The sequence below is a fragment of the Streptomyces sp. ME02-8801-2C genome (genome assembly GCF_033793965.1).
GTDB lineage: Bacteria > Actinomycetota > Actinomycetes > Streptomycetales > Streptomycetaceae > Streptomyces.
Window position 1 is genome coordinate 1 of record NZ_JARAXP010000020.1, and the last position, 26,012, is coordinate 26,012.

23 protein-coding genes and 2 pseudogenes are annotated in these 26,012 nt (G+C 70.3%); 12 read left to right on the forward strand and 13 right to left on the reverse strand.

Annotation, left to right across the window (positions count from 1 at the left end; all coding sequences use genetic code 11):
- Nucleotides 1–578 precede the first annotated feature (578 nt).
- Entirely contained in the window at nucleotides 579–1,361 is a 783-nt protein-coding gene (locus PV396_RS38560; protein ID WP_319212852.1) for a DUF3050 domain-containing protein, read from the reverse strand.
- A gap of 225 nt (nucleotides 1,362–1,586) precedes the next feature.
- Between PV396_RS38560 and PV396_RS38565 the strand changes: the two genes are divergently transcribed.
- The 6 genes from PV396_RS38565 to PV396_RS38590 all read left to right on the forward strand — a co-directional run bounded on the left by PV396_RS38565 (nucleotide 1,587) and on the right by PV396_RS38590 (nucleotide 9,866).
- Nucleotides 1,587–2,183: an antibiotic biosynthesis monooxygenase gene (locus tag PV396_RS38565; protein ID WP_416071559.1), complete on the forward strand. Its 597-nt coding sequence runs from the start codon at nucleotides 1,587–1,589 to the stop codon at nucleotides 2,181–2,183.
- 34 nt (nucleotides 2,184–2,217) lie between these two features.
- On the forward strand, nucleotides 2,218–4,458 hold the full coding sequence (gene pabB, locus PV396_RS38570; RefSeq protein ID WP_319212854.1) for an aminodeoxychorismate synthase component I: 2,241 nt from the start codon (nucleotides 2,218–2,220) through the stop codon (nucleotides 4,456–4,458).
- Nucleotides 4,455–6,077: a benzoate-CoA ligase family protein gene (locus PV396_RS38575; RefSeq protein ID WP_319212856.1), complete on the forward strand. Its 1,623-nt coding sequence runs from the start codon at nucleotides 4,455–4,457 to the stop codon at nucleotides 6,075–6,077. Before pabB ends, PV396_RS38575 begins: the two co-directional genes overlap by 4 nt.
- A gap of 77 nt (nucleotides 6,078–6,154) precedes the next feature.
- Nucleotides 6,155–7,741, forward strand: coding sequence for a class I adenylate-forming enzyme family protein (locus tag PV396_RS38580; RefSeq protein ID WP_319212858.1), 1,587 nt, complete (start codon nucleotides 6,155–6,157; stop codon nucleotides 7,739–7,741).
- Nucleotides 7,738–8,967: an FAD-dependent monooxygenase gene (locus PV396_RS38585; RefSeq protein ID WP_319212859.1), complete on the forward strand. Its 1,230-nt coding sequence runs from the start codon at nucleotides 7,738–7,740 to the stop codon at nucleotides 8,965–8,967. Before PV396_RS38580 ends, PV396_RS38585 begins: the two co-directional genes overlap by 4 nt.
- Nucleotides 8,968–9,038: 71 nt before the next feature.
- Nucleotides 9,039–9,866, forward strand: a complete 828-nt coding sequence (locus PV396_RS38590) for an aminotransferase class IV (RefSeq protein WP_319212861.1) — start codon at nucleotides 9,039–9,041, stop codon at nucleotides 9,864–9,866.
- A gap of 76 nt (nucleotides 9,867–9,942) precedes the next feature.
- On the opposite strand, the gene PV396_RS38595 is transcribed toward PV396_RS38590, so the two are convergent.
- Nucleotides 9,943–10,434: a carboxymuconolactone decarboxylase family protein gene (locus PV396_RS38595; protein WP_319212862.1), complete on the reverse strand. Its 492-nt coding sequence runs from the start codon at nucleotides 10,432–10,434 to the stop codon at nucleotides 9,943–9,945.
- Between the two features lie 55 nt (nucleotides 10,435–10,489).
- Nucleotides 10,490–10,909 (reverse strand): hypothetical protein, encoded by a 420-nt coding sequence (locus tag PV396_RS38600; protein ID WP_319212864.1) that lies wholly within the window; start codon nucleotides 10,907–10,909, stop codon nucleotides 10,490–10,492.
- Between the two features lie 172 nt (nucleotides 10,910–11,081).
- On the opposite strand from PV396_RS38600, the gene PV396_RS38605 reads away from it, so the two are divergent.
- Both PV396_RS38605 and PV396_RS38610 read left to right on the forward strand, forming a co-directional pair.
- Entirely contained in the window at nucleotides 11,082–11,903 is an 822-nt protein-coding gene (locus PV396_RS38605; protein ID WP_319212865.1) for a helix-turn-helix transcriptional regulator, read from the forward strand.
- Nucleotides 11,900–12,097 (forward strand): DUF397 domain-containing protein, encoded by a 198-nt coding sequence (locus tag PV396_RS38610; RefSeq protein WP_319212867.1) that lies wholly within the window; start codon nucleotides 11,900–11,902, stop codon nucleotides 12,095–12,097. Before PV396_RS38605 ends, PV396_RS38610 begins: the two co-directional genes overlap by 4 nt.
- An 11-nt stretch (nucleotides 12,098–12,108) precedes the next feature.
- On the opposite strand, the gene PV396_RS38615 is transcribed toward PV396_RS38610, so the two are convergent.
- From PV396_RS38615 to PV396_RS38630, 4 genes and pseudogenes are all read right to left on the reverse strand, one after another.
- Nucleotides 12,109–12,435: a tetratricopeptide repeat protein gene (locus PV396_RS38615; protein WP_319212870.1), complete on the reverse strand. Its 327-nt coding sequence runs from the start codon at nucleotides 12,433–12,435 to the stop codon at nucleotides 12,109–12,111.
- A 79-nt stretch (nucleotides 12,436–12,514) separates the two neighbouring features.
- A pseudogene (locus PV396_RS38620) lies at nucleotides 12,515–12,999 on the reverse strand (ATP/GTP-binding protein); the annotation flags it as partial.
- Between the two features lie 38 nt (nucleotides 13,000–13,037).
- Nucleotides 13,038–13,727: pseudogene (locus PV396_RS38625) on the reverse strand (RNA-guided endonuclease InsQ/TnpB family protein); the annotation flags it as partial.
- A 255-nt stretch (nucleotides 13,728–13,982) separates the two neighbouring features.
- Nucleotides 13,983–14,996: a DUF5954 family protein gene (locus tag PV396_RS38630; protein ID WP_319212874.1), complete on the reverse strand. Its 1,014-nt coding sequence runs from the start codon at nucleotides 14,994–14,996 to the stop codon at nucleotides 13,983–13,985.
- Between the two features lie 249 nt (nucleotides 14,997–15,245).
- Between PV396_RS38630 and PV396_RS38635 the strand changes: the two genes are divergently transcribed.
- Entirely contained in the window at nucleotides 15,246–16,166 is a 921-nt protein-coding gene (locus tag PV396_RS38635; RefSeq protein WP_319212875.1) for a helix-turn-helix domain-containing GNAT family N-acetyltransferase, read from the forward strand.
- 53 nt (nucleotides 16,167–16,219) lie between these two features.
- Here PV396_RS38635 and PV396_RS38640 read toward each other — a convergent pair whose 3' ends face one another.
- The 5 genes from PV396_RS38640 to PV396_RS38660 form a co-directional block, all read right to left on the reverse strand.
- Nucleotides 16,220–17,209 (reverse strand): malate dehydrogenase, encoded by a 990-nt coding sequence (locus tag PV396_RS38640; protein ID WP_319212876.1) that lies wholly within the window; start codon nucleotides 17,207–17,209, stop codon nucleotides 16,220–16,222.
- Nucleotides 17,210–17,562: 353 nt separating this feature from the next.
- The gene (locus PV396_RS38645) at nucleotides 17,563–18,906 is read right to left on the reverse strand and encodes an XRE family transcriptional regulator (RefSeq protein WP_319212878.1); all 1,344 of its coding nucleotides are present in this window, start codon (nucleotides 18,904–18,906) and stop codon (nucleotides 17,563–17,565) included.
- Between the two features lie 426 nt (nucleotides 18,907–19,332).
- A complete protein-coding gene (locus PV396_RS38650) occupies nucleotides 19,333–19,842 on the reverse strand; it encodes a helix-turn-helix transcriptional regulator (protein WP_319212880.1) in 510 nt (169 codons plus the stop codon).
- Between the two features lie 99 nt (nucleotides 19,843–19,941).
- Nucleotides 19,942–20,466, reverse strand: coding sequence for a DUF3017 domain-containing protein (locus PV396_RS38655; protein WP_416071555.1), 525 nt, complete (start codon nucleotides 20,464–20,466; stop codon nucleotides 19,942–19,944).
- A complete protein-coding gene (locus PV396_RS38660) occupies nucleotides 20,456–21,310 on the reverse strand; it encodes a bifunctional methylenetetrahydrofolate dehydrogenase/methenyltetrahydrofolate cyclohydrolase (protein WP_319212882.1) in 855 nt (284 codons plus the stop codon). The genes PV396_RS38655 and PV396_RS38660 overlap by 11 nt, the downstream gene beginning before the upstream one ends.
- A gap of 282 nt (nucleotides 21,311–21,592) precedes the next feature.
- Here PV396_RS38660 and PV396_RS38665 point away from each other — a divergent pair, with 282 nt between their 5' ends.
- The 3 genes from PV396_RS38665 (at nucleotide 21,593) to PV396_RS38675 (ending at nucleotide 23,611) form a co-directional block, all read left to right on the forward strand.
- A complete protein-coding gene (locus PV396_RS38665) occupies nucleotides 21,593–22,228 on the forward strand; it encodes a hypothetical protein (RefSeq protein ID WP_319212884.1) in 636 nt (211 codons plus the stop codon).
- Nucleotides 22,229–22,485: 257 nt separating this feature from the next.
- Nucleotides 22,486–22,680, forward strand: a complete 195-nt coding sequence (locus tag PV396_RS45260; protein WP_416071556.1) for a helix-turn-helix domain-containing protein — start codon at nucleotides 22,486–22,488, stop codon at nucleotides 22,678–22,680.
- Between the two features lie 214 nt (nucleotides 22,681–22,894).
- A complete protein-coding gene (locus tag PV396_RS38675) occupies nucleotides 22,895–23,611 on the forward strand; it encodes a peptidoglycan-binding protein (RefSeq protein ID WP_319212886.1) in 717 nt (238 codons plus the stop codon).
- A gap of 240 nt (nucleotides 23,612–23,851) precedes the next feature.
- On the opposite strand, the gene PV396_RS38680 is transcribed toward PV396_RS38675, so the two are convergent.
- Nucleotides 23,852–26,005: an FG-GAP-like repeat-containing protein gene (locus PV396_RS38680; protein ID WP_319212889.1), complete on the reverse strand. Its 2,154-nt coding sequence runs from the start codon at nucleotides 26,003–26,005 to the stop codon at nucleotides 23,852–23,854.
- Nucleotides 26,006–26,012: the final 7 nt, after the last annotated feature.

The following is a 26,012-nucleotide window of genomic DNA, read 5'->3' on the forward strand; positions in this document are numbered from 1 at the left end:
GAGGGGTTGGGGTGGCTGGCGGTGGCGGGGTTCGGGGTGGCCGTGGTGGGGGCGTTGGCGTTGGCGCGGTTCGGTGAGGCGCCGGACTGAGAGTCGCCCCCGCCGCCCTTACCCGTCCCATCCCTTCCTGGGGGCTGCGTCCCCAGACCCCCGCTACGGCCCTGAACGGGCCTCGTCCTCAAACGCCGGACGGGCTGGAAATGCGGGCCGACGCTGAAGGTGCGAGCCCGCTCGTCGCACCTCATCCCCGGACGCCGAACGGGCTGAAGAAGCGGGCGGGCACTGAAGATCCGGGCCTGCCCGCCGAGCCTCATCCCCGGACGCCGGACAGGCTGGAGATGCGGGCAGGCACTGACAGTCCGGGCCCGCTCGCCGAGCCTCACCCTCGGACGCCGCACGGGCCGGAGAAGCAGGCGGGCGCTGGAGGTGCGAGCCCGCCCGTCGAGCCTCGTCCTCGGACGCCGGACGGGCTGAAATGCGGGCCGGCGCGCAGAGGTTCGAGGGTACCCGGCTAACAGGGCCGAAACGGGTGGGTGGGTGGGTGGGTGGGTGGGTGGGTGGGTGGGTGGGTGGGAAACTCACTGCCCCAGAACCCCCACCACCCCATCCCACAACCGCACCCTCGCCTCCAACGCATCCGTCGCCGTCTCCGCCGCCTCCGCCCAGTGCGCGTCACTCGTGCCGCACAGGTCCGCCACCATCTGCATGGCCATCGGGGTGTGTTCCTCGCCGTCGACCTCGATGTGCCGGGAGAGGTAGTCGCGGAACAGGGGGAACCTGTCCGTGCCCTCCTCCTTGATCACCTGGTCGAACATGTCGGGGATGAGGTCCTCGCGGGAGAAGGCGAACGCCGCCGCCCGGCAGTGCAGTGGCCGGTCGTTGATGATCTCGAACGTGGTGCGGACGAACTCGGCGGCGGGGCCCGGCACTTGGGCGACACGCAGCGCCGAGTTCACATCGTGCCCCTCCCCCACCAGACCGATGAACGTGTCGAGCCGGGACGTGTCCGCCCCCGCCTCGCCCATGCCGGCGCGGTACAGCTCGAAGTGGCTGGTGAAGCCGCCGTTCAGCTCGTCGCTCTCCTCCACGAGCACGATGTCGTTGATGAGGCGCCGGCTCACCTCCGACCCGCGCGGCACCCAGGGGACGTCGACACAGGTCAGCTCCCGCTGCAGCGACTTGAGCAGGGACATGAAATCCCAGACCGCGAACGCATGGTGCTCCATGAACGTCGCCATGTGTTCCCTGGTGTTTATCCGCCGGTAAATCGGGTGGGCGGTCACTTCTTTCCGCACCGGCTCGATCACGGACCGGGCCCGCTCGATTCCCTCGTGGGTCATATCCCAGTCGTACCTGGACATGAAATCTCCCTCGCGTCGGTCGAATGGCGATCGTGCAGCTTCACCACTCCCCCGGGCAAGGCCTTTCGTCAATTCCGAAAAAGTTACCCCGAGTATCGTTCGAAAGAGCGCGGAAAGACACCCTAAAGAGTGACAAAAAGCCACCTTACGGACATCCTTGAGGAGGTTTCGAAAATCTTGGTTGAAGCTTTGAGTGCGATCGCGTCGTGCTCCGTATACGACGGGGTGACCAGGAATCCCGTCACCGTCACGGTGGCGTATCAAGTGATCCCGGGCCGCGAGACCGAGTTCCACTCCTGGGGGTGGGCCATGCTGCGCGCGAAGGCGCGTGAGCAGGGTTTTCTGGGGGGTGGTGTACTTGTCGACGGAGAGGCGGAGTGGCATGTGGTCTACCGCTTCGACAGTGAGAGTTCGGCGCTGGCCTGGGAAAACTCCGTCAGTTGGGCACAGTGGGCGGCCAGGGCGGAGGGGCTCGCACGGGAGACCGGGCGCCGGCGCATCCAGGGCTCCAGGGTGTGGTTCGACTCCCAGACCGACCTACCGGCCGCCGCCCCGGCACCTGCTCCGCCACGCCCGCCGGACAAATGGAAGCTCTGGTTCGTGAATATGAGCGCGGTTTTTCCACCCGTGCTTATATTCAATCTGACCATTCTTCCGTTCCTCGGCGGTGTCAATGCACTCATTCGTACTCTGCTGCTGTGTCTGGCCGTGACGGCACTCGTCACCTGGATCCTCATGCCGCGTCTGCAGCGTTTCTTCAAGAAATGGCTCTACCCGCCGCTCCAGGCACTCCGTGGACGGCACAAAAGGCGAACCGCATGATCGACGGCATGAACGACGCAAGGGAGGTGGGCGGGTGAAGACCCTGCTCATCGACAATTATGACTCGTACACGTACAACCTGTTCCAGCTGATCGCCGAAGTCAACGGCGAGGAGCCGGTGGTGATCCGCAACGATGCGCCGACCAGCGGATTCGACACTCTCGTGGATTTCGACAACTCCGGAAACCTCGGAGACCTCGGAGCCTTCGACAACATCGTCGTCTCGCCCGGTCCCGGTCACCCGGCCACCCCCCGCGACTTCGGGATCAGCGCACGTGTACTGGCCGAGTCCCGGATACCGGTCCTCGGCGTCTGCCTCGGTCACCAGGGGATCGCGCTCGGCGAGCGGGGCGGCATCGTGCCCGCTCCCGAGCCCCGCCACGGGCATCTCTCGACGATCCGGCACGACGAGCAGGACCTCTTCAAGGGACTGCCGCAGCACTTCACCGCCGTGCGCTACCACTCCCTCTCGGTGCGCGAGCCGCTGCCCGAGACCCTGGAGGCCACCGCCTGGGCCGAGGACGGCGTCCTGATGGGCCTGCGGCACCGTACGCGCCCCCTGTGGGGAGTGCAGTTCCACCCGGAGTCGGTCCTCACCGAGTACGGGCGCCGCATGTTCATGAACTTCCGCAACCTCACAGCGGAACGCGCCCGCAAGCTCCGTACGAAGAACACCGCCGTCACCCGCAGCGCGGCGGCGATGCCCGAGCCTCCCTCCCCGGCGCTCGTCCCCCACACCGCCCGCACCGCGCGCATCCCCGCCCAGCGCCGCTCCGCGCGACCGCGCCCCACCCACCGGCTGCACACCCGCCGGATCGCCACCGCCGTGGACACGGAGGCCGCGTTCGGCCGGATGTACGCCGGCTCGCCGCGCGCCTTCTGGCTGGACAGTTCACAGGTCGAGAAGGGACGCTCACGGTTCTCGTTCTTCGGGGACGGGTCAGGCCCGCTCGCCGAGTTCGTGCGGTACGACGTCACGAGCGGCGTCTGTGAGATCGAGCGGGACGGGCGGCCCGCGCGCAAGGTCCGGGCGAGCGTCTTCGACTATCTGAAGCGGCAGTTGACGAGCCGTCAGGTCGATGCCACGGGACTGCCCTTCGACTTCACCGGCGGATACGTCGGCTTCTTCGGGTACGAGACGAAGGCCGACTGCGGAGCCTCGCCCAACGTCCACCGGGCCCAAACCCCCGACGCCTGCTGGCTGTTCGCCGACCGGCTGATCGCGGTGGACCACCAGGAGGGCTACACGTACGCCGTCTGCGTCGCCGAGGACACCCCGCAGGCCACGCTGGAGGCCGCCGACTGGCTCGACAGCGCACTGGCCCAGCTCACCTTCGTGTCCGGGGAGCACCCGGCGCCGCCCGTACCCGCCGCCGAGCCCGACCCCGTGGCCGCCGAACCGTGGCTGGTGCGCGACCGGACCACCTATCTCGCCGACATCGAGGCCTGCCAACGGGAGTTGGCGGCCGGGACGAGTTACGAGGTCTGTCTGACCAACGCGGCCCGGATGCCCGCCCCCAAGGACGCGTACGACTACTACCGGGTCCTGCGCCGCGTCAACCCGGCACCGTACGCGGCCTTCCTGCGGTTCGGGGACCTCGAGGTGGCCGGCTCCTCACCCGAGCGCTTCCTGCGGATCACCCGCGACGGCATGGCCGAGGCCAGGCCCATCAAGGGCACCGCGCCTCGGGGCGTCGACCAGGAGGAGGACGACCTCCTGCGCGACTCGCTCGCCGCCGACGACAAGACGCGCGCCGAGAACCTGATGATCGTCGACCTGCTCCGCAACGACCTGGGCCAGGTCTGCCGCACCGGCACGGTACGCGTCTCCCGGTTGATGGTCGCCGAGACGTACGCCACCGTGCACCAGCTCGTCTCCTACGTCGAGGGACGGCTGCGCGAGGGCACCGACGCGGTGGACGCCGTCCGCGCCTGCTTCCCCGGTGGCTCCATGACCGGCGCGCCCAAGCTCCGCACGATGGAGATCATCGACTTGCTGGAGACCGAGGCGCGGGGCGTGTACTCCGGCGCCCTCGGCTATCTGGGGTGCAGCGGCGGCGCGGATCTCAACATCGTCATCCGGACCGCCGTGATCGCCGACGGCGAGATGCAGTTGGGCGCCGGCGGCGCGATCGTCCTCGCCTCGGACCCGGTCGCCGAGTACGACGAGATGCTGCTGAAGACGGCCGCGCAGATGCGGGCCTATCAGGAGTACGAGCGGGGACACGAGGAGCGCTCGTCCCTGTCGGCCACCGCGGAGGAGGCCACCCGATGACGACCCATCAGGACATCATGACCACCACCGCTCCCTTCACGCCCCCGTCCGTATCCGCGCCCGCGACCGCACCCGAGCCCGCCCTCACTGACGCCGGCGCCCCCGGCAACCTGGCCGCCCATCTCGCCGACCTGGCCGGGCGGCGCGGCTGGAACGACCGGCCCGCCTTCCACCAGAGCCAGCAGGGTCACCGCTCCTGGACCCACGGCGAGGTGCACGAGCTGGCCGCCCGTACGGCGACGGTGCTCGCCCGGCACGGGGTGGGCGCGGGCGACCGGGTCGTCCTCGCGCTGCCCGACGGCATCACCTGGGTGACCGCGTTCCTCGCCATCGCCCGGCTCGGTGCGGTGGCCGTCCTGGTCAACCCCGAACTCCCGCCCGCCGACCACGCGTTCATGACCGAGGACACCGAAGCGGTGCTGTGCGTGACCGGGCCCTGGCTCGAGGAGGGCGAGGGCGGGCGTTTCGCGGGACGCCCCCTCCTGGGCGCCGATCAGCTCGCCGCCCTCGCGCCCACCGTCGAACCGGCCACCACCGCCCACCCGGTGGACGCGCACACGCCGTTATACGTGCAGTACACGTCCGGAACGACCGGGCGGCCCAAGGGAGTTGTGCACTCTCACGGCGACCCGAAGACCTACCACGACCTCATCGGGCGCCGTCTGCTGCGGATCACCGAGGACGACGTCACCCTCTCCGTGTCGAAGCTGTACTTCGCCTACGGCTTCGGCAACGCCTTCGCCTTCCCGCTCTTCTCCGGCTCCTCGGCCGTCCTGGTGGACCGCCGTCCGACCCCGGCGGCCGTGGACGAACTCGTCGCCCGGCACCGGGTGACGCTGCTCTACTCGGTACCGTCCGCGTACGCGGCGCTGGTCGCCGACCGGGGCAACGGCCACCAGGGCTGCTTCGCCTCCGTACGGGCCGCCGTGTCGGCCGGTGAGGGGCTGCCGGACGGGCTCGGGCAGCAGATCGGCGAGCTGCTCGGCGCGCCCGTGCTGGAGCAGATCGGCTCCACGGAGGCCGGGCACGCCTTCTGCGCCAACAGCCTCGACCACAACCACCCCGGCACGGTCGGCCGTCCCGTCCCCGGTTTCGAGATCGAACTGCGTGACCGCGCCGGGCGCGCACTGCGCGCCGACGAGGAAGCCGGGGGCGTCGAGGGTGAACTCTGGGTGCGGGGGCCCTCGTTGACGAGCGGTTATCTCAACCGCCCGGAGGAGACGGCACGTTCACTGGTCGACGGCTGGCTGGCCACCCGGGACCGCGCGGTACGCGAACCGGACGGCAGCTACCGGCATCTGGGCCGCGCCGACGACATGGAGATGGTCGGCGGCATCACGGTCTCGCCGCTGGAGGTGGAGGCCGTACTGCGCACCCATCCTGCGGTGAAGGAGATCGCCGTCGCCGCACTCACCGACGAGCGGGGCTTCAGCAGGCTGCGTGCCTTCGTGGTGCCCGCCCGACCGGCCGGCACGGGCCTGGAGGCCGAGCTCATCGAGCTGGCCCGCACCCGTCTCGCCGCCTTCAAGGTCCCCCGGAGCGTCAGCTTCGTCCCGTCGCTGCCCCGCACCTCGACCGGGAAACTCCGCCGCCATCTGGTCCGCCAGGGCGCCTGGTGACCCCCACGGCCACCGTGACCACCGCAGTCACCGCAGCCACCGCAACCCCCCGCAGTACTTCAGAAGGGAACGGGCGCATGCCACAGCCGCAGCCCCTGCTCGCCGAGCGCGGTTTCTATCTGGGCCCAATCTTCCGGCGGGCCGCCGACCGCCACGGGGCCGTCTTCGTCACCCTGGACCGGCCGCTCGACGTCAGCCCCGAGGTCGGGGTCGACCTCAGCTACCCGCAACTGGCCGATCTGGTCGAGGAGTTGTCGGCGCGGCTGTGGGCGGCCGGGGTGCGGCCCTCGGAAGAGGTCGTCGTCCACAAGACGGACAACGTCGACATCGTGCTGCTGACCTGTGCGGTCTCCCGTATCGGCGCGGTCCCCGTCCTGCTGTCCCCCGGCCTCGCCGGACCGGTCGTCGGCCAGCTGCTGGCCCGGCTGCACCGCCCCTGGCTGCTCACCGACAGAGCCAAACTCACCGGCCCGCTCGCCGAGTTGGACCTACCTCCGCTGGTCCGCCGGACCCTCGCCGTGGACGCCGAGGCCGGCGCCGACGTACCCGGCGCGGAACCGCTGGCGATGTACGCGGGTGCCGAACCGGCCGCCCCCGTCCGCCTCCACCCCCGCGAACCTGCCCTGATCACCCACAGTTCGGGCACCACCGGCATCCCCAAACTCGCCGTCCACTGCGCGAACACCATGTGGAACCGGCTCGTACCGCAGCAGGCGATGGGCTGGCCCACGCGCGGGGAGACGGCCGCGCTGCACATGTCGTTCGTGCACTCGCGCTTCTACCATCTCCTCGGCGTGCTCCTGCACTTCGGCAGTCCGCTGCTCCTGATCACCGACCCGACCCCGGCCGCCGTCGGCCCGCTGCTCGCCCGCCACCGCCCGGGCATCGTGGAGACCCACCCCAACACCTTCGTCCTGTGGGAGGAGTTGGCGGACGCTCCGGGCCAACCCCTGTCACGCGTACGGTCGTACGGGTCGACGTTCGACGCGATCCACCCGCGGACCGTACGACGGCTGCTGGGCGCCTCGAAGCGCCGTAGCGCCTGGCTGATCCAGCTGTACGGGCAGAGCGAGACCGGCCCCGTCGCCTTCCAGTGGTTCACCCGGCGCAGCGCCGCGAAGGCGGACGGCCGCCGGGTCGGGATCGGGATCCCCGGCTTCACCCGAGTCCGGGTCACGGACGACGACGGCCGGCCCGCCGCACCCGGCAAACCCGGTCGCATCGAGGCCCGTACCCGTGGCCGCATCCTCACCTACCTCGGCGCGCGTGAGCAGTACCAGCGCCAGCTCGACGGCGGCGGATGGTGGCAGATGGGCGACATGGGCTACCGGAGCAGGCTCGGCGCGCTGTACCTCATCGACCGCGAGATCGACCAGATCGACTCCGTGCACAGCAACCTCGAGGTCGAGGACACGCTGATGGACCGGCTGGAGGAGCTGCGCGAGGTCGTCATCGTGCCGGGCGCCGACCGTGAGCCGGTGCCCGTGGTCTGCGTACGGGACGAGATGCCGCTGGACCCGGACCGCTGGCGCCAGGCGACCGCCGATCTGCCGACGATGGCCGAGCCCCGGCAGTGGCGGTTCGAGGAGCTGCCGATGACGGCGACATGGAAGGTGAAACGGGTGGAGATCACCCGCATGCTGGCCGAGAGCGCACGCGCATGACCTCCGCCGACCCCGCAGCCGAGCGGGTACTGGTCGTCGGGGCGGGCCCCGTCGGTCTCTCCGCGGCCCTCGGACTGCGCGCCCACGGCCTGCCCGTACTCCTCCTGGAGGCGGACCCCGAGGACCGTCAACGCCCGGGCAGCCGCGCCCTGTTCGTGCATCGCGAGACCCTGCGGCTGCTGGACGGGATGCGCCCGGGCCTGGCCGCCGAGTTCGCGGCGTACGGACGAACGTGGCACACCCGACGCACTCTGTACCGGGGCCGCGAGGTCTACTCCCGCACCTTCCCCGAGCAGCCGAAGACGCCCACGGCCGCCCCGCCCCCCTTCACCAGCCTGCGCCAGGTCGACACCGAACGCTTTCTGCGCGCCGCCTGCCGGGACGCGGGCGTGGAGTTCGCGTGGGGCGTGCGGGTGACGGGCGTACGGTCCTCGCCGACCGGGGTCACCCTCACCGACTCCGACGGCGGCGTCTGGCACGGCACCCATGTCGTGGCCGCCGACGGCGCCCGCTCCGCCGTACGGGCGGAGTTGGGGATCACCATGGAGGGCACCCGCTCGGAGGGGTTCCATGTGGTCGTGGACGTCGCCGACATCCCCGGCGCCGAACTCCCCCTGGAGCGCGTCTTCCACTACGAACACCCGGGCGTGGGCGGCCGTAGCGTGATGCGGGTGCCGTTCACCGGCGGCTTCCAGGTCGATATCCAGTGCCGCGACGACGACCCCCAGGAGGCGTACGGCACGGAGGAGGCCGTACGGAACTGGCTGCCGGAGGTCCTGGAGGCGCCCGGGTACGGGTCGCAGATCCTGTGGGTGTCGACGTACCGCTTCCTGCGCAAGGTCGCGGACTCGTTCACGGACGAGCACCGGCGGGTGCTGCTCGTCGGGGAGGCGGCGCATCTGTTCCCGCCGTTCGGGGCGCGCGGCATGAACAGCGGGATCGCTGACGCGGCGGCTGCGGCGGACGCCATCGCGGCGGTGTCCAGGACGGGACTGGTGGGAGCGGTCGCCGAGTTCGCCGAAGTACGGCACGCGGCGGCCGTGTTCAACAGCGCCGCCGCCGGCAACGCCCTGGACCACCTGCGTCCCCGGCGACGGATCGTCCGGGCGAAGCAGCGCGCGGCGGCGGCCCTCGCACCGGTGCTGCCGTGGTGCGGGTCGTGGCTGGAACACGCGCCGTACGGGCCCCGCCACGGGGCACCGGCGGTGGCGGGCCGCAAGTACTGACCAGGGTTGTACGCGCGTACGTACGTACCTATGTACGTACCTATGTACCGAGGTATCGAGAAGAGCACTTGATGACGCAACCAGCAACACAAGCAGCGCCTGCGGAGGGGCTGTTGACGTGGACGCCCCGCCGTGGACTGACCGGCCCGGACACGCACGGTTTCGTACCGGCGATCGGTGAGCGACTGGCGGTCGCCGACTCGTGGCTGCTGCGCGACGGCCGGGTACGCACCCTCGGCCGGCACCGGGAGCGTTTCCTGCGCGCGTGCGGCGACTCCGGCGGCCCTTCGCTGCGCCAGCTGATCGATTTCTGGCGGGACATGACCGACGCGCTGCCGCGCACCGGCGAATGGTTTCCCCGTGTCGAACTGGGCGCGGAATCAAGGGAGTTGAGACTACTCCTCCGCCACGCACCCACCCTCGGCACGGGTGTACGGGCCTGGGCGGCGGGCCAGATCGACCCGCGTACCGTCCCTCGCCGCAAGGGCCCCGACCTGGACATCCTGGCCCGGGTCAGGCACCGGGCGACCACTGCGGGCGCGGACGAGGCGCTGCTGATCGCACCCTCGGGCGTGGTCCTGGAGGGCGCCACCACCAGCATCCTGTGGTGGGAGGACGACACCCTGTGCCTGCCCTCGCCGCAACTCCCCGTCCTGGCCGGCGTCACCTCGGCCCTCATCCAGGAGCGGGCCCAGCGCACCGGCGTCCGCGTGGCCCACCGCGAACGCACCCTCGCCGACCTGGCCGGCCGCGAGGTGTGGCTCGTGAACGCCCTGCACGGAATCCGCCCGGTGACGGAATGGACGGGCGGCGGCGAACCCCCTCTCCGGGCGGGCCCGGCGCCCCGTGCCACTGAATGGCGGAAATGGCTGGAGGACCTGGCGGAGCCACTTCACTAAACACCCGAGGGTGTACGGAGAAAAGGAAGGGCAGGACGAAGAAAATTCGCCCTGCCCCGCTTTTCCATTCCCGAATTCAGCTGCTCTTCTTCACCGGCTGATAACCCCCGGGAACCATTCGCGTCGCGATGGCGATCCGGTTGTACGCGTTGATGACGGTGGTCGCCCAGATCAACGCGGCGACCTGCGCCTCGTCGAAGACTGCGGCGGCCTCGGCGTACACGTCGTCGGGCACGTGCCCGTCGTGCACCAGGGTCACTGCCTCGGCCAACGCCAGTGCGGCACGCTCCCGTTCGGTGAAGAAGGGGGTCTCCCGCCAGGCGTTCAGCGCGTAGATCCGCTGCTCGGTCTCACCGGCCGCACGGGCGTCCTTGGTGTGCATGTCGAGGCAGAACGCGCAGCCGTTGATCTGGGACGCGCGAATCCGGATGAGCTCGAGAATCTCGGGTTCGACCTTGGCGTCCTGCGCGGCGGAAACGGCGGCACCGTGCAGGGCGCCCATCGAGGCGGAGACCTCGGGGGTGATTTTCTTGAGGGCGACGCGGGATATGGGTTCGGTGGTGGTCATGGGAATACTGTAACCGTTGACGAGGACTCCGGGATCCGGAATTCCCCTGAATTGATCAGACCTCATGGTCCCGTCGCTGATGGGAGCGGAGCAGTACGTTCGTATCGGTCTCCCCGCTCCAGTCGAACCCGGCACGGGCGGCGGCGCGCCGATCGCCGAGTTCGGCGCACTCCGTACAACCGGGAACCGGCACCGGCGGACGGCACATCTCGTGGCCCGGGGCGTTCACCGGTTCCGTCCGGTTGCGCGTGGCCTGGTCGTTGGCGGCGCGGACCTTGGCGCTCAACTGCTCGGCGGAAGTCGCGGGACGCACGTCGGCCGGAGCCGCCTCCCACTCCCGGCCGCCGCCGAGCGGGCGGAGCAACAGATACGGGCCGGCCTTCGCCCGGTACTCCCCGACCCTCTCCGCCCGCACGTCGTACAGAACGGCTCCGGCCTCAGGGGCCGCCGTCCCCGCACACTTGTCTGTCTCCACGCGCTTCTCCAGGTCGAAGTGTCCCTGTGCCCCTTTGGAGTGGGCAACTACTGGTTGTGAGGACAGCGTTGCGCTCCGCTGGGTAGCTTCACCAGGCAGAACGCCATGACCTGACCGGGGTCATGGGAGGTCGCCATGACCGGGATCCGGTCATGACGGAGGAGGTTTGCGCATGGCTGTCGAGACCGACCCCGCACCCGACCCCACGAAGTCCCTCCTGGCCTTCTTCGGCACGGAGTTGGCCCGCATCCGTATCAAGCTGGGCCTGTCGCAGGAGCAGACGGCACGACTCGCCCACACCACCCAGTCGATGATCTCGAAGGTGGAGGCGGCGAAGCGGGTTCCGTCCTTGGACCTCGCGCGCGACCTTGACCTCGCCTTGAAGACGGATGGGCACTTCGCGCGGCTGCATCCGCTGGTCATCCGGTACGCGTATCCGTCCTGGTTCCTGCCGTTCGTGGAGCTGGAAGGGGACGCCACATCCATCCAGTCGTTCCAGAACCAGGTCTTCCACGGCCTGTTGCAAACAGAAGCCTATGCGCGCGCGATGCTGCTCACCGTCCGCCCGGACAACCTCGATGACCTGGTGGCTGCGCGAATGACGCGGCAGGAGATCTTCGAACGCGAGGAACGCCCACGGACCTGGTTCATCGTCGACGAGTACGTCCTTATGCGTCACATCGGCGGCGAGTCCGTGATGCGAGCCCAGTTCGAGCACCTCTTGGCGACAGGGCAACACCCGCGGACGGTAATCCAGATCATCCCGCGGACGGTTGTCGCGCATCCGGGATTGGCAGGCCCGTTCACCGTCCTAGGTTTCGAGGAAGGGCCGGACGTGCTCCACGTCGACGGCTTCTCTCAGGGACGAACAGCCCTCGGCCAGGACGAGGTGGCCGAGGGAATCCGAGCCTATGATCTGCTCAGGGCGGTTGCTCTGTCGCCCGACGCATCGGCCGAGTTGATCCGCAGGCATCTGAAGGAGCTGGACACATGATCAACGCAAGCGAGCTGTCTGTTGTGTGGCGCAAGAGCAGCTACAGCAGCACCAACGGCGGTGAGTGCCTCGAAGTAGGCGACGGGATAACGGCCATCGTCCCCGTCCGCGACTCCAAGGCCCCCCACGGCCCGGCCGTCCTCTTCGCGTCCGCCGCCTGGGCGGCCTTCGTCGCCGAGGTCAAGGGCAGCTGAAACCCGACCCCCTACCCGTCCCCCTCGGGTAGCCGCCCTCGCCCCGACGTGAACGCGCTCAACAACTGCCTCCCCGCAACCGTGAACGGGTGCCCGGAACCCAGGCCTCGTTCCCGTCTGGCCACGACATCCGCCATCAGTTCGGTCCCCTCGGCGTAACGGCCCAGCAGGTAGAGCGCCCAGGCGCGGTTGTGGTGGGCGCCCAGGGTCACCGTGTGGTCCGGGCCGAGCAGGCGGTCGTATTCCGAGGGCAGGTCGAGCAGGGTGCCGTCCTCCTCGGTGACGACCTCGGCGGCGGACAGCAGGACCAGCAGGCTCGCACGGGAGCGCAGGGTCAACGGGTGTTCGGGGCCCAGCGCCAGGCTCCGGCCGGCGCGTGGTCACCACGACCGTGCCCCGCGAACTGGTGCGCGGCTAGCTGCCGTCACGGAGGATCTCGGGGGGCGGCGATGTCCAGCACCAGCAACCACGGTTCGGCCGAGCGGTCCAGGTACTGCCAGACGAGATCGGCGGCGGCACGCAGCCCGTTGCAAGCGGCAAGCAGTTCACCGTCGCGCGCGCCTCGGTCGGCGGCGACCGCGAGCATGCCGGCGCGCAGACTGGCGCGGTCGGAGGCGCTGACCCACAGCCCCACTCTTTCGCACTCGCCGACAGCCAGCTGGAAAAACGTGTACGCGACTGCGGTCTTGCCGGAACCACCCATGCCGTACAGCACATACGCCTCACCGACACGCCCGGCCCGCACACCCGCTCTCAGTCGTTCCAGCACTTCGAGGCGATCCCGCAGCACGACCGGAGGACGACCGACCGCCGGACGCCGAACCCGAGTCGGGGCCACCCTGAGTCGCCAACTCGTCGCCGTAGTGGCGGTGTTCGCTGTTGTGCTGGTCGCCCGACGACTGTTGAAGTGCTCTCCCGGCTGAAGTCGGGAGATTCCTGCTTACCTTGCGGCAGCGGGCTTGACGCGCTTGGCGCGCCTGACGACTGCCCTCCCGGCAGCCGGGACGAGCGCGAGGCCCGTCCGGTACAGGTGCAGGACGTTGCGGGCCGCGTTGTGGTCGGCGTTGCCCGACCAGCCGCAGTCCGGGTTCTTGCACACGGACACGGCCTGGGACTCCCGGCTCCCCGGCATGGTGAAGCCGCACGCCGAGCAGCGCCGCGAGGTGCCGGGAGCGGGGACCTTGACCAGGGTGCCGCCGAACTGGGCGGTCTTGTACGCCAGCATGGTGACGGTGCGTCCCCAGGCCTCCTGGCTGATGGAGCGGTTCAGCCCGGATTTCTGGGCGACATTCCTACCCGGCTCGTCAACCGTTCCCCTGGCGGACCTGACCATGTTCGTGATGGTGAGTGCTTCGACCACGACGGTGCCGTAGGTGCGGGCGATGGCGGTGGTAGTCCGGTGCTGCCAGGCCAGGGCCCGGCGCTTGGCTTTCGCGCGCAGGCCTGCGATCTGGTCGTAGGTGCGGTGCAGCCGGCGGCTGGAGCTCTCGCCAGGTGTTCGGTGCCGCTTGCGCTGCGCGGCACGCTGTTCCTGGTGCAGGAGCCTGTCCCTCTCCTTCTCCGTCAGCCATGCGCCGTGCTCGTACGTTTGACCGTCCGAGAGGGCGATGGGCACGCTGACGCCCACGTCGCTTCTTCGACAGGGAGATCACTCCCCTGGCCGCACCCGCGGTCGCCCACTGACCCGCCCGCCTCCGACAACCGCCGGGAACCGGCCACGGCAACCGTCCCGCACCAACCCCAACTCGCCTGTCTCCGAAGGGAGTTGGCGTTGTGTCTGCCGTCCCGGCCGTGATGCCGGTGGCGTGGTCCCGGGGCACCCGGCGGCCAGGGTGCCCCCGAACTCCCCCTGGCCGTCAGACCTCGGCCCCCCTCCCCTCCCCCGTCACCCCTGGGCCCCCTTCCTCCGCCCCTCCCGCACCGCCTTCCGTCGCGCCCCCTCCGCCTCCCACAGCCTCTTCAACTCCAGGCTCCGTGGGCTCAGTTGGACCGGCTCGTCGTCCTCCTCCCGCCACAGGCCCTGTTCCTTGAGCAGGCGGGTCTGTACTTCGACGGGTGGTTCGGGGTCGAAGTCGGAGGGGCGTGGGCCCTCGGGGCCGTCGGGGCCGTCGGGGCCGATCCTGATCAGTCGTTCGACCCGGGTGACCCGGTAGCGGATGCCGTCGACGGTCGCCACGTTGGAGCGTCTCGCGTCGAGGCGGTCGGCGATCAGGCCGTACTCCGCGACCTTCTCCGGACTCAGCCGCAGGGTGAAGGGGGCCATGACGCGCAGCCAGTGGGCCAGGGCGTCCCGTGCGCCCTGGGGGGTGGAGTCGGAGGCGCCGGGGTTGCGGGCCCGCCAACTCCCGTCCACGCGCTCGGAGATCATGTAGACGGCGGGCAGCAGTACTCCGCCGGGATGCGTGTGGATCGCCCGCCGCGCCTCGTCCCGTACATCCTGCGGAGCGCCGGGCGCGACGCCGACAAACTGGATGAGGTCCAGTTTCAGGATGCCGTCGGACAGTCCCGTACCCGTGACGGGGTCGACCACGAAGCCCTTGGTGCGCGGTCCAACCCGGTACGCCTCGCCGACCTCCGCCGGGTCGGGGTCGGAGGGGCGTGGCGGCTCCGGGCCGTTCGGCCCCATCCGTACGAAGCGTGAGGCCCGTACGATCTGGAAGCGCTCGCCGCGCACCCGTACCTCGTTCACCACCTCCCGGTCCATGCGGAGCGCCGCCGCTATCCACTTGCGCCGGGCGGTCTCGTCCCCGGCGTCCTCGGCCTCCTTGGCCCGCAGCCGGAACACCGAGCCGAGCGAGTCCCGGGAGCCCTGCGGTGTGTCGCTGCCGTAGCCGTGGAGTTCCCAGCCGCCCGCCTCGCGCTCCCTGGCGTGGAAGAACTCCGGGACGCCCATCCCCATCAGGTCGGGGATACCGCTGCGCGGCCTCCCCCGCCTCCTGCTCGGCGGAGGCCGCGATCGGGCCCTCCTGGGCGGTGACCCGGATCGTCAGATACGCCGGGACGTCATCCCGGTAGTCGCCCCTGTAGTCACTCATGCACCGAGCGTGCACACAACTACCTTGCCCGACACCCGATTTCACCGAATTCGGAGGGTGCAGGCCGTGGAATCCTATGGAATTCCGCCATTTACTTGACTAAGGTCAAAGAAATGACGGACGACGAAGACGTGGCCGCCCTTCGGCGGTTCAACCGGTACTTCACACGGCGCGTCGGCGCCCTCGACGACCACTACCTGGGCCGCGACCGGCCCCTCGGCGAGGCGCGCCTGCTGTTCGAGATCGGGGACGGCACCTCACTGCGGGAGCTGCGGAGCCGGCTCACCCTGGATGCCGGGTATCTGAGCCGGCTGGTCCGCTCGCTCACCGCGCAGGGCCTGGTACAGGTGAACGCCGACTCCTCGGACACGCGGCGACGGGTGGTGCGGCTGACCCCGGCCGGCCGGGTCGAGATCAAGGAGCAGAACCGGCGCGCCGACGCCCTCGCCGAGAGCCTGCTGACCGGCCTCACCGGACCCCAGCGCGACGAACTGACGTCCGCCCTCGGCACCGCCCGCCGTCTGCTCCGCCTCGCCGCCGTCACGGTCGACCTCGTCGACGGCGCCGCCCCCGACGCCCGCGCCTGCCTCGAGGCGTACGCGACGGACATCGACGCCCGCTTCCCCGAGGGCTTCGACACCTCGGCCCTGGTCCGTCCGGAGGAGGTGTCGGGGTCGGCGGGTGCCTTCTTCGTCGCGTACGAGGAGAAACGGCCCGTGGGCTGCGGGGCGCTGCGGCGGCTCGAACCGGGGATCGGCGAGATCCGCCATGTCTGGGTGCACCCGGGTGCCCGCCGTCTCGGCCTCGCCCGCCGACTGCTCGACTCCCTCGAACACGCGGCGGCACAGCGGCACTTGACCGTCGTACGACTGGACACGCACACCGTGCTCACGGAGGCGCGGGCGATGTACCTGGCCTGCGGCTACGCGGAGATCCCGCGCTACGACGACAACCCGTACGCGGGGCACTGGTTCGAGAAACGGCTGTCCCCGGCGGAGCCGGACGCACCCGGGCCCCGTCCGGCCGAAGCCTGAACGGGGCCCGAGGGCAGAGCGGTTGGGACCGTGGGTCCTGAATACCGTGGGTCCTAGATGAGGCCGAGGGCGCGGACCGCCTCGCGCTCCTCCGCGAGCTCCTGCACCGAGGCGTCGATGCGGGCGCGGGAGAACTCGTTGATGTCCAGGCCCTGGACGATCTCGTACACGCCGTCCTTCGTGGTGACCGGGAAGGAGGAGATGAGGCCCTCCGGGACGCCGTACGAGCCGTCGGACGGGATGCCCATGGAGGCCCAGTCGCCGTCCGCCGTGCCGTTGACCCAGGTGTGGATGTGGTCGATGGCGGCGTTGGCGGCGGAGGCCGCCGAGGACGCGCCACGGGCCTCGATGATCGCGGCGCCACGCTTGGCGACGGTCGGGATGAAGTCCTCGGCGAGCCACTTCTCGTCGTTCACGACCTCGGCCGCGTTCTTGCCGCCGACCGTGGCGTGGAAGATGTCGGGGTACTGGGTGGCCGAGTGGTTGCCCCAGATGGTGAGGCGCTTGATGTCGGCGACCGTCGAGCCCGTCTTCTTCGCGAGCTGCGTGAGCGCGCGGTTGTGGTCCAGACGGGTCATCGCGGTGAAGCGGTCGGCCGGTACGTCCGGCGCGGCGGCCTGGGCGATCAGCGCGTTGGTGTTGGCCGGGTTGCCGACGACGAGGACCTTGATGTCGTCCGCGGCGTTGTCGTTGATGGCCTTGCCCTGGGGCTTGAAGATGCCGCCGTTGGCCTCCAGGAGGTCACCGCGCTCCATGCCCTTGGTGCGGGGGCGGGCGCCGACCAGCAGGCCCACGTTGGCGCCGTCGAAGGCCACGTTCGGGTCGTCCGTGATGTCGATGCCCTGGAGCAGCGGGAAGGCACAGTCGTCCAGTTCCATCGCGGTGCCCTCGGCGGCCTTGAGCGCCGGGGTGATCTCCAGGAGGCGGAGCTTGACCGGCACGTCCGCGCCGAGCAGCTGGCCGGAGGCGATGCGGAAGAGGAGGGCGTAACCGATCTGGCCGGCCGCGCCGGTGACGGTGACGTTCACGGGAGTGCGGGTCATGGCGTTCTCCGTATGACAGCTGGCGGTGGGGCGTCGCTGCCCCGGGGGTTCGGATGATCGATCTCTCGGCGTCAAGAGATATCCGGCCGTCAGGCTATCGCGCATCCGGGATCCCGGACGTCCGGGTCCCCTGTGGCCCACCCCACAGATTCGCCCACGGCAGGCGACGGCCGCCCGTCCGGGAGAGGAGAGACGAGCGACCGCCGCCCGGGGACCGACCGTGCCGGACTCCCGTGGGGTACTGCTCGCCTGCCCCGAACCGGGCCGGGCATTCCCCTCGTACGGAAATTCCGCGATTCCGTACGAGGGGGAGGTGCCCTGGGGCTCGCGCCCTGCCGCGTGCACCCCTACTGCTACTGCGTGCAGCCCTTCTGCCCGGTCGCCTTGAGCGTGACGCACGCCGTCGCGTCGCCCGCGTCCTTCACGGCCACCATCGGCGTGTACGCGTCGGTGTCCGTGTCGACCGCGCCGATCTGCTTCGCCGCGCCGGACGCCGTGACGTCGACCTGGTCGCCCGGGGCCGCCTGGGTGATGCGCGCCCAGGCCGCCTGGCAGGTCTTGCTGTAGCGGACCTCGACGAGCGTGGTGCCGACGGTGACGCTGTTGGCGGTCTGCGCCAACTCACCGCCGCAGCCCATGTTCTCCGGGTCCTGGCCGGTGCACGCGGCGCCGCTGCACTTCACGCCGACCGGCAGGTTCGGATTCACCGTCGGCTTGGTCGGTGACGGACTCGGCTTGGCCTCGGGCGTGTCGTCACCCCGGTTGGTGTAGATCACGGCGGCCGCGATGACCACCGACGCCCCTACAAGACCCGCGAGGAACATCGTGAGCCGCCGCTTGCGCCGCGAACCGCCACTGCCGCCCTTGCCGCCTCCCTTGCCGCCGTTGCCGCCCGGCCGGGCGTCCTGCGGCACGACGCCGGGTGTCGTTCCAAGTCCACCGGGCGTACCGGGTACACCCGGCGTCCAGGGCGCCGCGCCCGGATATCCGGGCGCTCCTGACGCCCCGGAAGGTCCGGCGGATCCGGGTGGTCCGGCGGGCGGAGCCTGGCGCCCCCCGACGCCGCCTCTCGCCGCCGGGCCCCGATATCCGGCTATGCCCCACGAGTTGTTCTCGGCGGAGACGGAACTCGAGGAACCGGTGGAACTCGCCGAACTGGCCGAACTCGCGGAACTCACCGAGCCGCCGGAGACACCTCCCCGTGCCGCGCCCGCACCCACACCGCCGACCGCGTCCCGGGTCTCCGGGGGCGTCGGCTGCGGCGGCACGGTCGGTGAGACACCGGCGGGGCCCGCGATTCCCGGAGTCGCCGTCGCACTCCGGGCGACTCTGCCGTTGCCGCCGCTCCCGTTCTTCGCCTCCGCGGCAGGCGTCGCGAGCTCACCCAGCGCGGCGCGCGCCTGGGAGATCCGGATCGCCTCCATGGTCATGTCGTGACGCATCTCCGAGCGGCTCCAGGCGCGCTCGGCCAGTTCCCACATCGTGGTCAGATGAACGGGATTGGTGCCGGTGACCTCGGCCAGGGCGACGATCGCGCCCTTGGGCGCGAGAAGCCGGCCGTTGAGATAACGCTCCCAGGACGTCTTGCTGTAGCCCGTGCGGTCGGCCACCGCCGCGATGTTCATGCCGCTGCGGTCCACGAGCCTGCGCAACTGGCTCGCGAACTCCCTGACCTGCGGATCCAGTTCATCCGGCAAGGCCCTCCAACGAGGCATTGCTTCCCCCCTCATTCCCCCCGGTCATGCCGGCTGTTCTCTCGTGCGTGGTGCCTTTGGATCCCTCGGCCGAATCCGTTTTGACTGTCTTGGGCTACCCACACGGATGCGCCCAGTCAGGATCTCGGTTCCCGGGGTGGGGGCGCACGAGAGCATTGTCAGGCCTGGAGGTGCACCGTCGCACGCCCCCGGCTCACGGTCCAGTGTTCCAGTTTTTCACCGACCACCCTCCCGGTCGGCCGAACCTCTGGATGGTGCACAGGACGCCCCGGACCGTCCCGATTGCCCACGTTAACCCTGCCGTATTGCGCCCTGGTTGCAAATCCTCGAACTTATCGACACATCGCCACACAGAAAGCACAAGTACGGTCACATCGGGCGCTTTGATGTCACATTCCCTCAACCGCATCACCCAAAAGCGACAGCACCGACCACGGCGAGAGCCACGAGCGCGGGCACGAGAAGCAGAGCGACGAGCAGCAGCCGCCGGGACGAGTCCACGGGAACGCCGGCACCCCCGGGGGACTCGGACTCCACCCACCACGGAAGGGTGGGCACCTCCTCCTCGTACACCCCGTACCCCCCGGCCACCGCGGACGTCCCCTCCCGCTGTTCCGGCTTCGCCGGGTCCGGGGCCGGTGGCCGGGGCCAGACCTTGACCGCCAACTCCCAGCGGACGCCGAAGCGTTCGGCGTCGACAGGGGTGAGGCCCGCGACCCGGCACAGCGCGGTTATCGCCTGCCGGGGCGGCGGCTGGGTCGCGTTGAGATACCGCTGCCAGGAGGACTTGCTGTACGCGGTGCGCGCGCCCAGCGCGGCCAGGCTGAGCCCGGTGCGGTCCTTGAGGAGCCGCACCTGCTCGACGAAGTGCCGCACCTCGGGCGGCAGATCGTCCGGCAGCGGCTGCCAGGCGCTCATCGCGGGTCCTCCTCGACGTCCGTCGGCCGGTCCGAGGCATTTGACGACGTCAGAGGGTGGATCGGTTCCCGCCGGGACAAAGTACGGTCCTACCGGGTCCTACCGGCCCAGGCTGCTGATCGTGTAGTGCAGCGTGTCGTCCAGGAACGGGATCTCCAGCCACGGTTTCGGCTGCGCCATCATCGACAGCAGCACGATGGCCGTGCCCAGCACCGTATACGTGACCATGTCCGTGAACCGGGACCGTACGGCGAGCATCCCGACGTCCGGCACCACCCAGCGCAGCGCCGCACCGGCCAGCAGTGCGGCCCCGATCAGTAGCGTCCCCCACCGGAACACGTCGAGCGCGGTCAGCAGCAGCCCGAATCCGACCGTGCTCAGCACGACGAGGATCGGCCACTGCCGGGCCGGCGCCGGCGCGTCCCCGGAAGCCGCCCGGCCGCCCCCCTCGGGTCGCGCGGTGTCCCGCGTGAAGAGGGGGAAGCGACGCGTCGTACGCCGGGGGCGGCCCTCGGCGTCCGGCGCGCTGACCGGATCGATGGCCGTGGGCTCGGGGAGCTCGTCGGAGGCGTCCGGGGACGCGGCCGCGGGCTCCGCCCGCCTGTCCTCCGCCTCAGCCGACACTGCGCTCCGCCGCCTCGACCACGTTGACGAGCAGCTGGGCGCGGGTCATCGGGCCGACTCCGCCGGGGTTCGGGGAGATCCAGCCCGCCACCTCGGCGACGCCCGGGTGGACGTCGCCCACGATCTTGCCGTCGGCGCTGCGCGAGACACCGACGTCGAGGACGGCGGCGCCCGGCTTCACGTCCTCGGGGCGGACCAGGTGGGCCGAGCCCGCGGCGGCGACGATGATGTCCGCCCGCTTCAGGTGCGCGGCCAGGTCACGCGTACCCGTGTGGCACTGCGTCACCGTGGCGTTCTCGCTGCGCCGGGTGAGCAGCAGCGGCATCGGGCGGCCGATGGTGACACCGCGGCCGACGACCACGACCTCCGCGCCCTTGATCTCGACACCGTGGGCGCGGAGCAGGGTGAGGATGCCGTTGGGGGTGCAGGGCAGCGGGGCCGGCTCGTTCAGGACGAGGCGCCCGAGGTTCATCGGGTGCAGGCCGTCCGCGTCCTTGTCGGGGTTCATCAGTTCGAGGACGCGGTTCTCGTCGATGCCCTTGGGCAGGGGCAGCTGGACGATGTAGCCGGTGCAGGCGGGGTCTTCGTTCAGTTCGCGGACCGCCGCCTCGATCTCCTCCTGGGTCGCCGTGGCGGGCAGTTCGCGCTGGATGGAGGCGATGCCCACCTGCGCGCAGTCGCGGTGCTTGCCGGCGACGTACTTCTGGCTGCCGGGGTCGTCCCCGACGAGGATCGTGCCGAGGCCGGGCGTGACGCCCTTCTCCTTCAGCGCCGCCACGCGGGCGGTCAGATCGGACTTGATCGCGGCTGCGGTGGCCTTGCCATCGAGAATCTGGGCGGTCATACCCCCATCCTCGCGGATGACCACCCCATGGTTCCAATCCGGGTGCCTTTCCGGGCGTATGCGCATGATCGACGGACGGACCGCGCATGATCACGGATGTTGCACTTGCACAACACACGCACTGTGCTGCTGGACAAGCCCGCGCGAACTAAAGAACGATAAAGGGACAAGCAGCACAGTGCCGCGGGCAGGGCCGGGGGGCGGACCGCATCTGTACATCACCTTCCTCCGTCGGTGCCTCGCGTCGTCCCCGCACTTGACGCAGACGGAGGAAGACCCGCCATGAGTTTCGGCGACCCGAACAACCCCTACGGCCCGCCCCCACAACAGCCCCAACAGCAGGGCCCCGGCTACGGCTACCCCCAGCAGACCCCGCCCCAGCAGCCCGGCTACGGCTACCCGAGCGCCCCGCCGCTCGGCCAGCAGGGCTACGGACAGGGCTACGGACAGCCGGGTTACGGCGGCTACCCGGGCGGCCCGCTCACCATGCCGGGCAATGTGAAGGCCGCCCGCGTGATGCTGTTCGTCATCGCCGGCCTCCAGATGATCGGCGCCGTCCTCATCGGGCTGTCCGCCATCGCGATCAAGGCCGCGAAGAACGACGAGGAACTCAAGAACGACGTCGACTTCCAGCAGCTCGCCGACTTCTCGTCCGGCGCCCTGTGGGCCATCACCGCGGTGGTCGTCGCCTGGGGTGTCCTCGCGATCGTCCTGGGCGCGAAGTTCGGCAACGGCGGCAGCGGCATCCGGATCACCACCATGGTGTTCGCGATCATCACCGCCGTCCTCGGCGTCTACCCGTTCGTGATCGTCGGCCTGGTGCACACCGTGCTCGCGGTGCTCGTCGCCGTGTTCGTCGGCAAGTCGGACGGCGCGGCCTGGTTCAACCGGTCGAAGTACCCCGGCGCCCACCAGTAGGCACGAGCAGGCACCGGAAGGCGGCGGGCGTCGGCCCGTTCACGCCGGTCATCGTCACGTCAAGGGCCGTGTCCCACCGCGTACAGCGGGAGGCACGGCCCTGGTGCGTCGCCCCGCGCTCAGCCGCAGCTGCCGCTGATCCACTTGTGGGAGCGGACCTCGTGGGTCCGAGATCGTTGGAACGGCCATGGGACGGCCCGCAGGGCACACTGGCCCGGCTACTGGAGCGTCTGACCAACGTGCCATGGGGGGAAACCATGCCCGCACGCCCGGAATCCGAACAACTCGCCGCGTCACTGCGCGCGTTGAAGAACAGAGCAGGACTCAGTTACGAGGCACTCGCCAAGAGGACGGACATCGCCGGCTCCACCCTGCACCGCTACCGAACACTTGCCCAGTACTCCATCCTTCAGGGTGGAGGTGAAGGGCATCCTGAGGCCGGCGGCCCGTAGGACCGCAGCACCACGCCAAAGTCGCCTTGTCCGACAACATAGTTGGCGGACCTACCGCCGGACTGGCGGGACGTCAAGCCTGTGGAGACCTTGTCAGACCACCCTCGGGTGGCAGGGGCCGATGAAGCAGGAACCCACGGGAGCATCGCTTAGCGGTGCCGACCGGAATCGCCTGCGTTCACGCAGGCGAGGATGTCAATGCAAGGGCACCTCGGTGCCGCAGGACTACGGAAGCGTCCACCGCCTCGGCACCGTCTGCGGCGCGTCCCCGGACGCACTGCGGTCGCTGCACCGGCTCTGGGCACTCACTGACACGGCCCAGCGCAAGGAGAACGGGGAGCCGAGTGCGGAGGCGCATGCGGCGGGCGGAGAGGTCGACGGGGAGACCGGGGACGCGGTGACGGACCCGGTCGACACCTGTGTCCACGAGGTGCAGCAACTGCTGCACGACAAGGGCGCGGACATCGGCGTCGACTCGGACTTCGGACCGCAGACCCTGCGCCGGGTCACCGCGTTCCAGGTGTTCGCGGGTCTGCCGCCCAACGGGATCGTGGACGACGCGACGAAGAAGGCGTTGCACTCGTCGCCGAAGGTACGCATGGACGTGTGGTCGCCGGAGAAGGTGCGCCAGCGCATCCGCGCCGTGTTCAAGGAGGCGCCGGACGAGGCCGTGGCCATCGCGGACTGCCAGTCCTTCCTGGACCCGCTGCACATCCTCCCCAACCCCAACGGCACCCGAAACTGGGGCGTGTTCCAGATCTCCGACGCCCGGCTGCGCGAACTGGGCGGCACACCACGGCTGGCCCTGGACCCGGCGTGGAACCTCACGGCGGCCAAGCGCCTGTGGGACAAGGACCACGACTTCCACGACTGGCCGAACTGCGAACGGGCGGCCGAATCCGCACCGTCGTCCGCAGAGAGCCCGTCCTAGAGGCTCAGCGGGAGAAGCGCCCGCAGAACATGGAACACCCGCTCCGGCCCGGGCGGTCCGATGCCCCGCGGCATCACCCCGGTGCTGTGGGGGCTTGGGCAGTCGTCGGCAGCCGACAACAAGTTCACGCCCTTGCCGTGCCATTGCCGCCACCTGATGCTCCAACAGGAGTTCACCGCGACCTGCGGCGACGACCGTGGCCTCCGGTCCCCGCCGGGGGCCGGAGGCCGCTCCGTCCCGTCAGGCGGGATAGCGCTCGATCACGCCGACGTTGGAGAAGGTCCAGGACGAACCGGTGGAGGCCCAACCACCGCGGTACGCGCCGAAGGTTCCGTCGCTCAAGGCGGGGATGGTCCACATCCGGACGATGCCACTGGCGTAACCGTGCATGAAGGCGAGGTCGTCCCGGCCGTCGCCGTCGTAGTCGCCGGCGGCGATCCTCATGCTGTCGCGGGTGACCTTTCCGGCGGCGAACCTCGCGGAGCCCTTGTGGGTGCTGAGCATGCCGTCGGCGTCGCTCAGCCAGGTGTGCACTCCGTCGGTACCGTCGCTGTAGTCGTACCAGGCGGCCAGGTCGTCGCGGCCGTCGCCGTCGAAGTCGCCGGAGTAGACGGTGGTGCGGTCGCGGGAGCCCCAGGTCCCGGACTCCCAGCCCTTGACTCCGGCTGCGAAACCGCCGTCGGCGGTGGCGAGGAAGGTCCAGACGCGAGCGAGACCGCTGTCGTAGTTGTAGAAGGCGCCGATGTCGTCGCGGCCGTCGCCGTTGTAGTCGCCGGTCACCAGCTGGGCGACGCCGGCCGTCCAACCGCCTGCCGCGATGGTCAGGGAGCCGGTGGGCGCGCCGAAGCCACCGGTCTCGGTGGACCTGAAGGTGAAGAGGCGGTCGTGTCCGGCGGCGTAGTCGTACCAGGCGGCGATGTCGTCCCGGCCGTCGCCGTCGAAGTCGCCGCTGACGAAGGTGGCCCGGGAGAAGGTCCAGTCGCCGGCCTGCGACTTCCAGGTGCGGAACGGCGCGGCGTACGTACCGTCGCCCTTCGCGAGCCAGGTCCAGATGCCCACGGTGCCGTCGGAGTAGCCGTAGACGCCGGCGACATCGGCGAGGCCGTCGCCGTTGTAGTCGCCGGTCAGCACTTTGGCGTTGGACGCGTTCCACGTGTCGGTGGTGGTGATCCAGCCGTTGTGGGGTTCCAGGAACGTGCCGTCCGGGGCGGTGAGGAAACGGTTGATGGCATCGCGGCCGTCCGCGAAGTCGTACCACACGGCGAAGTCGGAACGTCCGTCGCCGTTCAGGTCGCCCCGGACGACGGTGTTGCTGGACCACAGGCTGTCGCCGGAGGCGGTCCGCACGACCAGGTTGCCGTGGTCCTGGAGGACGACGGCACCGCCGGACGCGGAGGTCTTCGACTCCCACAGGGTGGCTCCGACGGCCGACTTCACGACGAGGTTGCCGGACGCGGTGAGGGTGGCGGTGGCACCGGGGTTTCCGGCCGTCTTCGACGACCACAGGGTCTTGCCGGCGTTGGAAGCGACGGTCAGGTTGCCGTCGGTACCCATGGTGACCCTGGCCGACGTCGAAAGCAGCGAGTCGCCGGAGCGCAGGGTCTGCCCGGCGGCCAGGCTCGCGCCCGCCGGTGAGCCGTCCGTGCGGGCGGCGACCGCGCCGGTGCGGGTCTCGGTGCTGTCGTAGCAACCGCCCTGCCAGGATCGGGAGTTGACGGCGACCAGTTCGTACGAGCCACTGCTCGTCGCGCGCAGGACCGGACCACCGGTGTCGCCCTTGCAGACGGAGTCGTCGGCGGTCTTGCCGGTCATGGCGAGGGTGCCGTCGGCCACCGCGTCCAGGGTGTAGTTCGCCTGGTGGAGCTTGCCGGGCACCCATTCGGTCCTGGTGCGGCCGTAGCCGAGGACGGTGAGCGCGTCACCCGCTGCGGGCGCTGTGGCGGCGAGCTTCACCGGGGTGATGCCGGTCGCCGGGGTGGCGAGGCGGGCGAAGACCAGGTCGCGGCCGGCCCGCGGCACGATCTGGGTGATCTCGGCGACGTGACCGCCGGTGGCGTTCAGGTCGGTGCGGCCGATGGTGGCGACGGTCTTCAGCGCGGGCTTCCCGGCCGCGGGGGCGGTCCCGGACTGCGGGTCCGTGGCGAAGCAGGAGGCGGCGGTGACCACCCACTCCGGGGCGACCAGGGCGCCGGAGCAGGCGCGGGTCGCGTCACCGATGTCCAAGTGGGCGGTGAAGGCGTGGGTGCCGGCAGGGGTCGGGGTGCCGACGACCGCGTGTGCGGCGGACGTGGACAGCAGGGCGCCGGCGGCCGCGGTGGCGCAGGCGGTGAGCAGGGCGATGCCGTGGGTGACGGCGCGTGTGACGGCGCGCGGAGGTCTGTCGTACGAGGACATGGCTGAG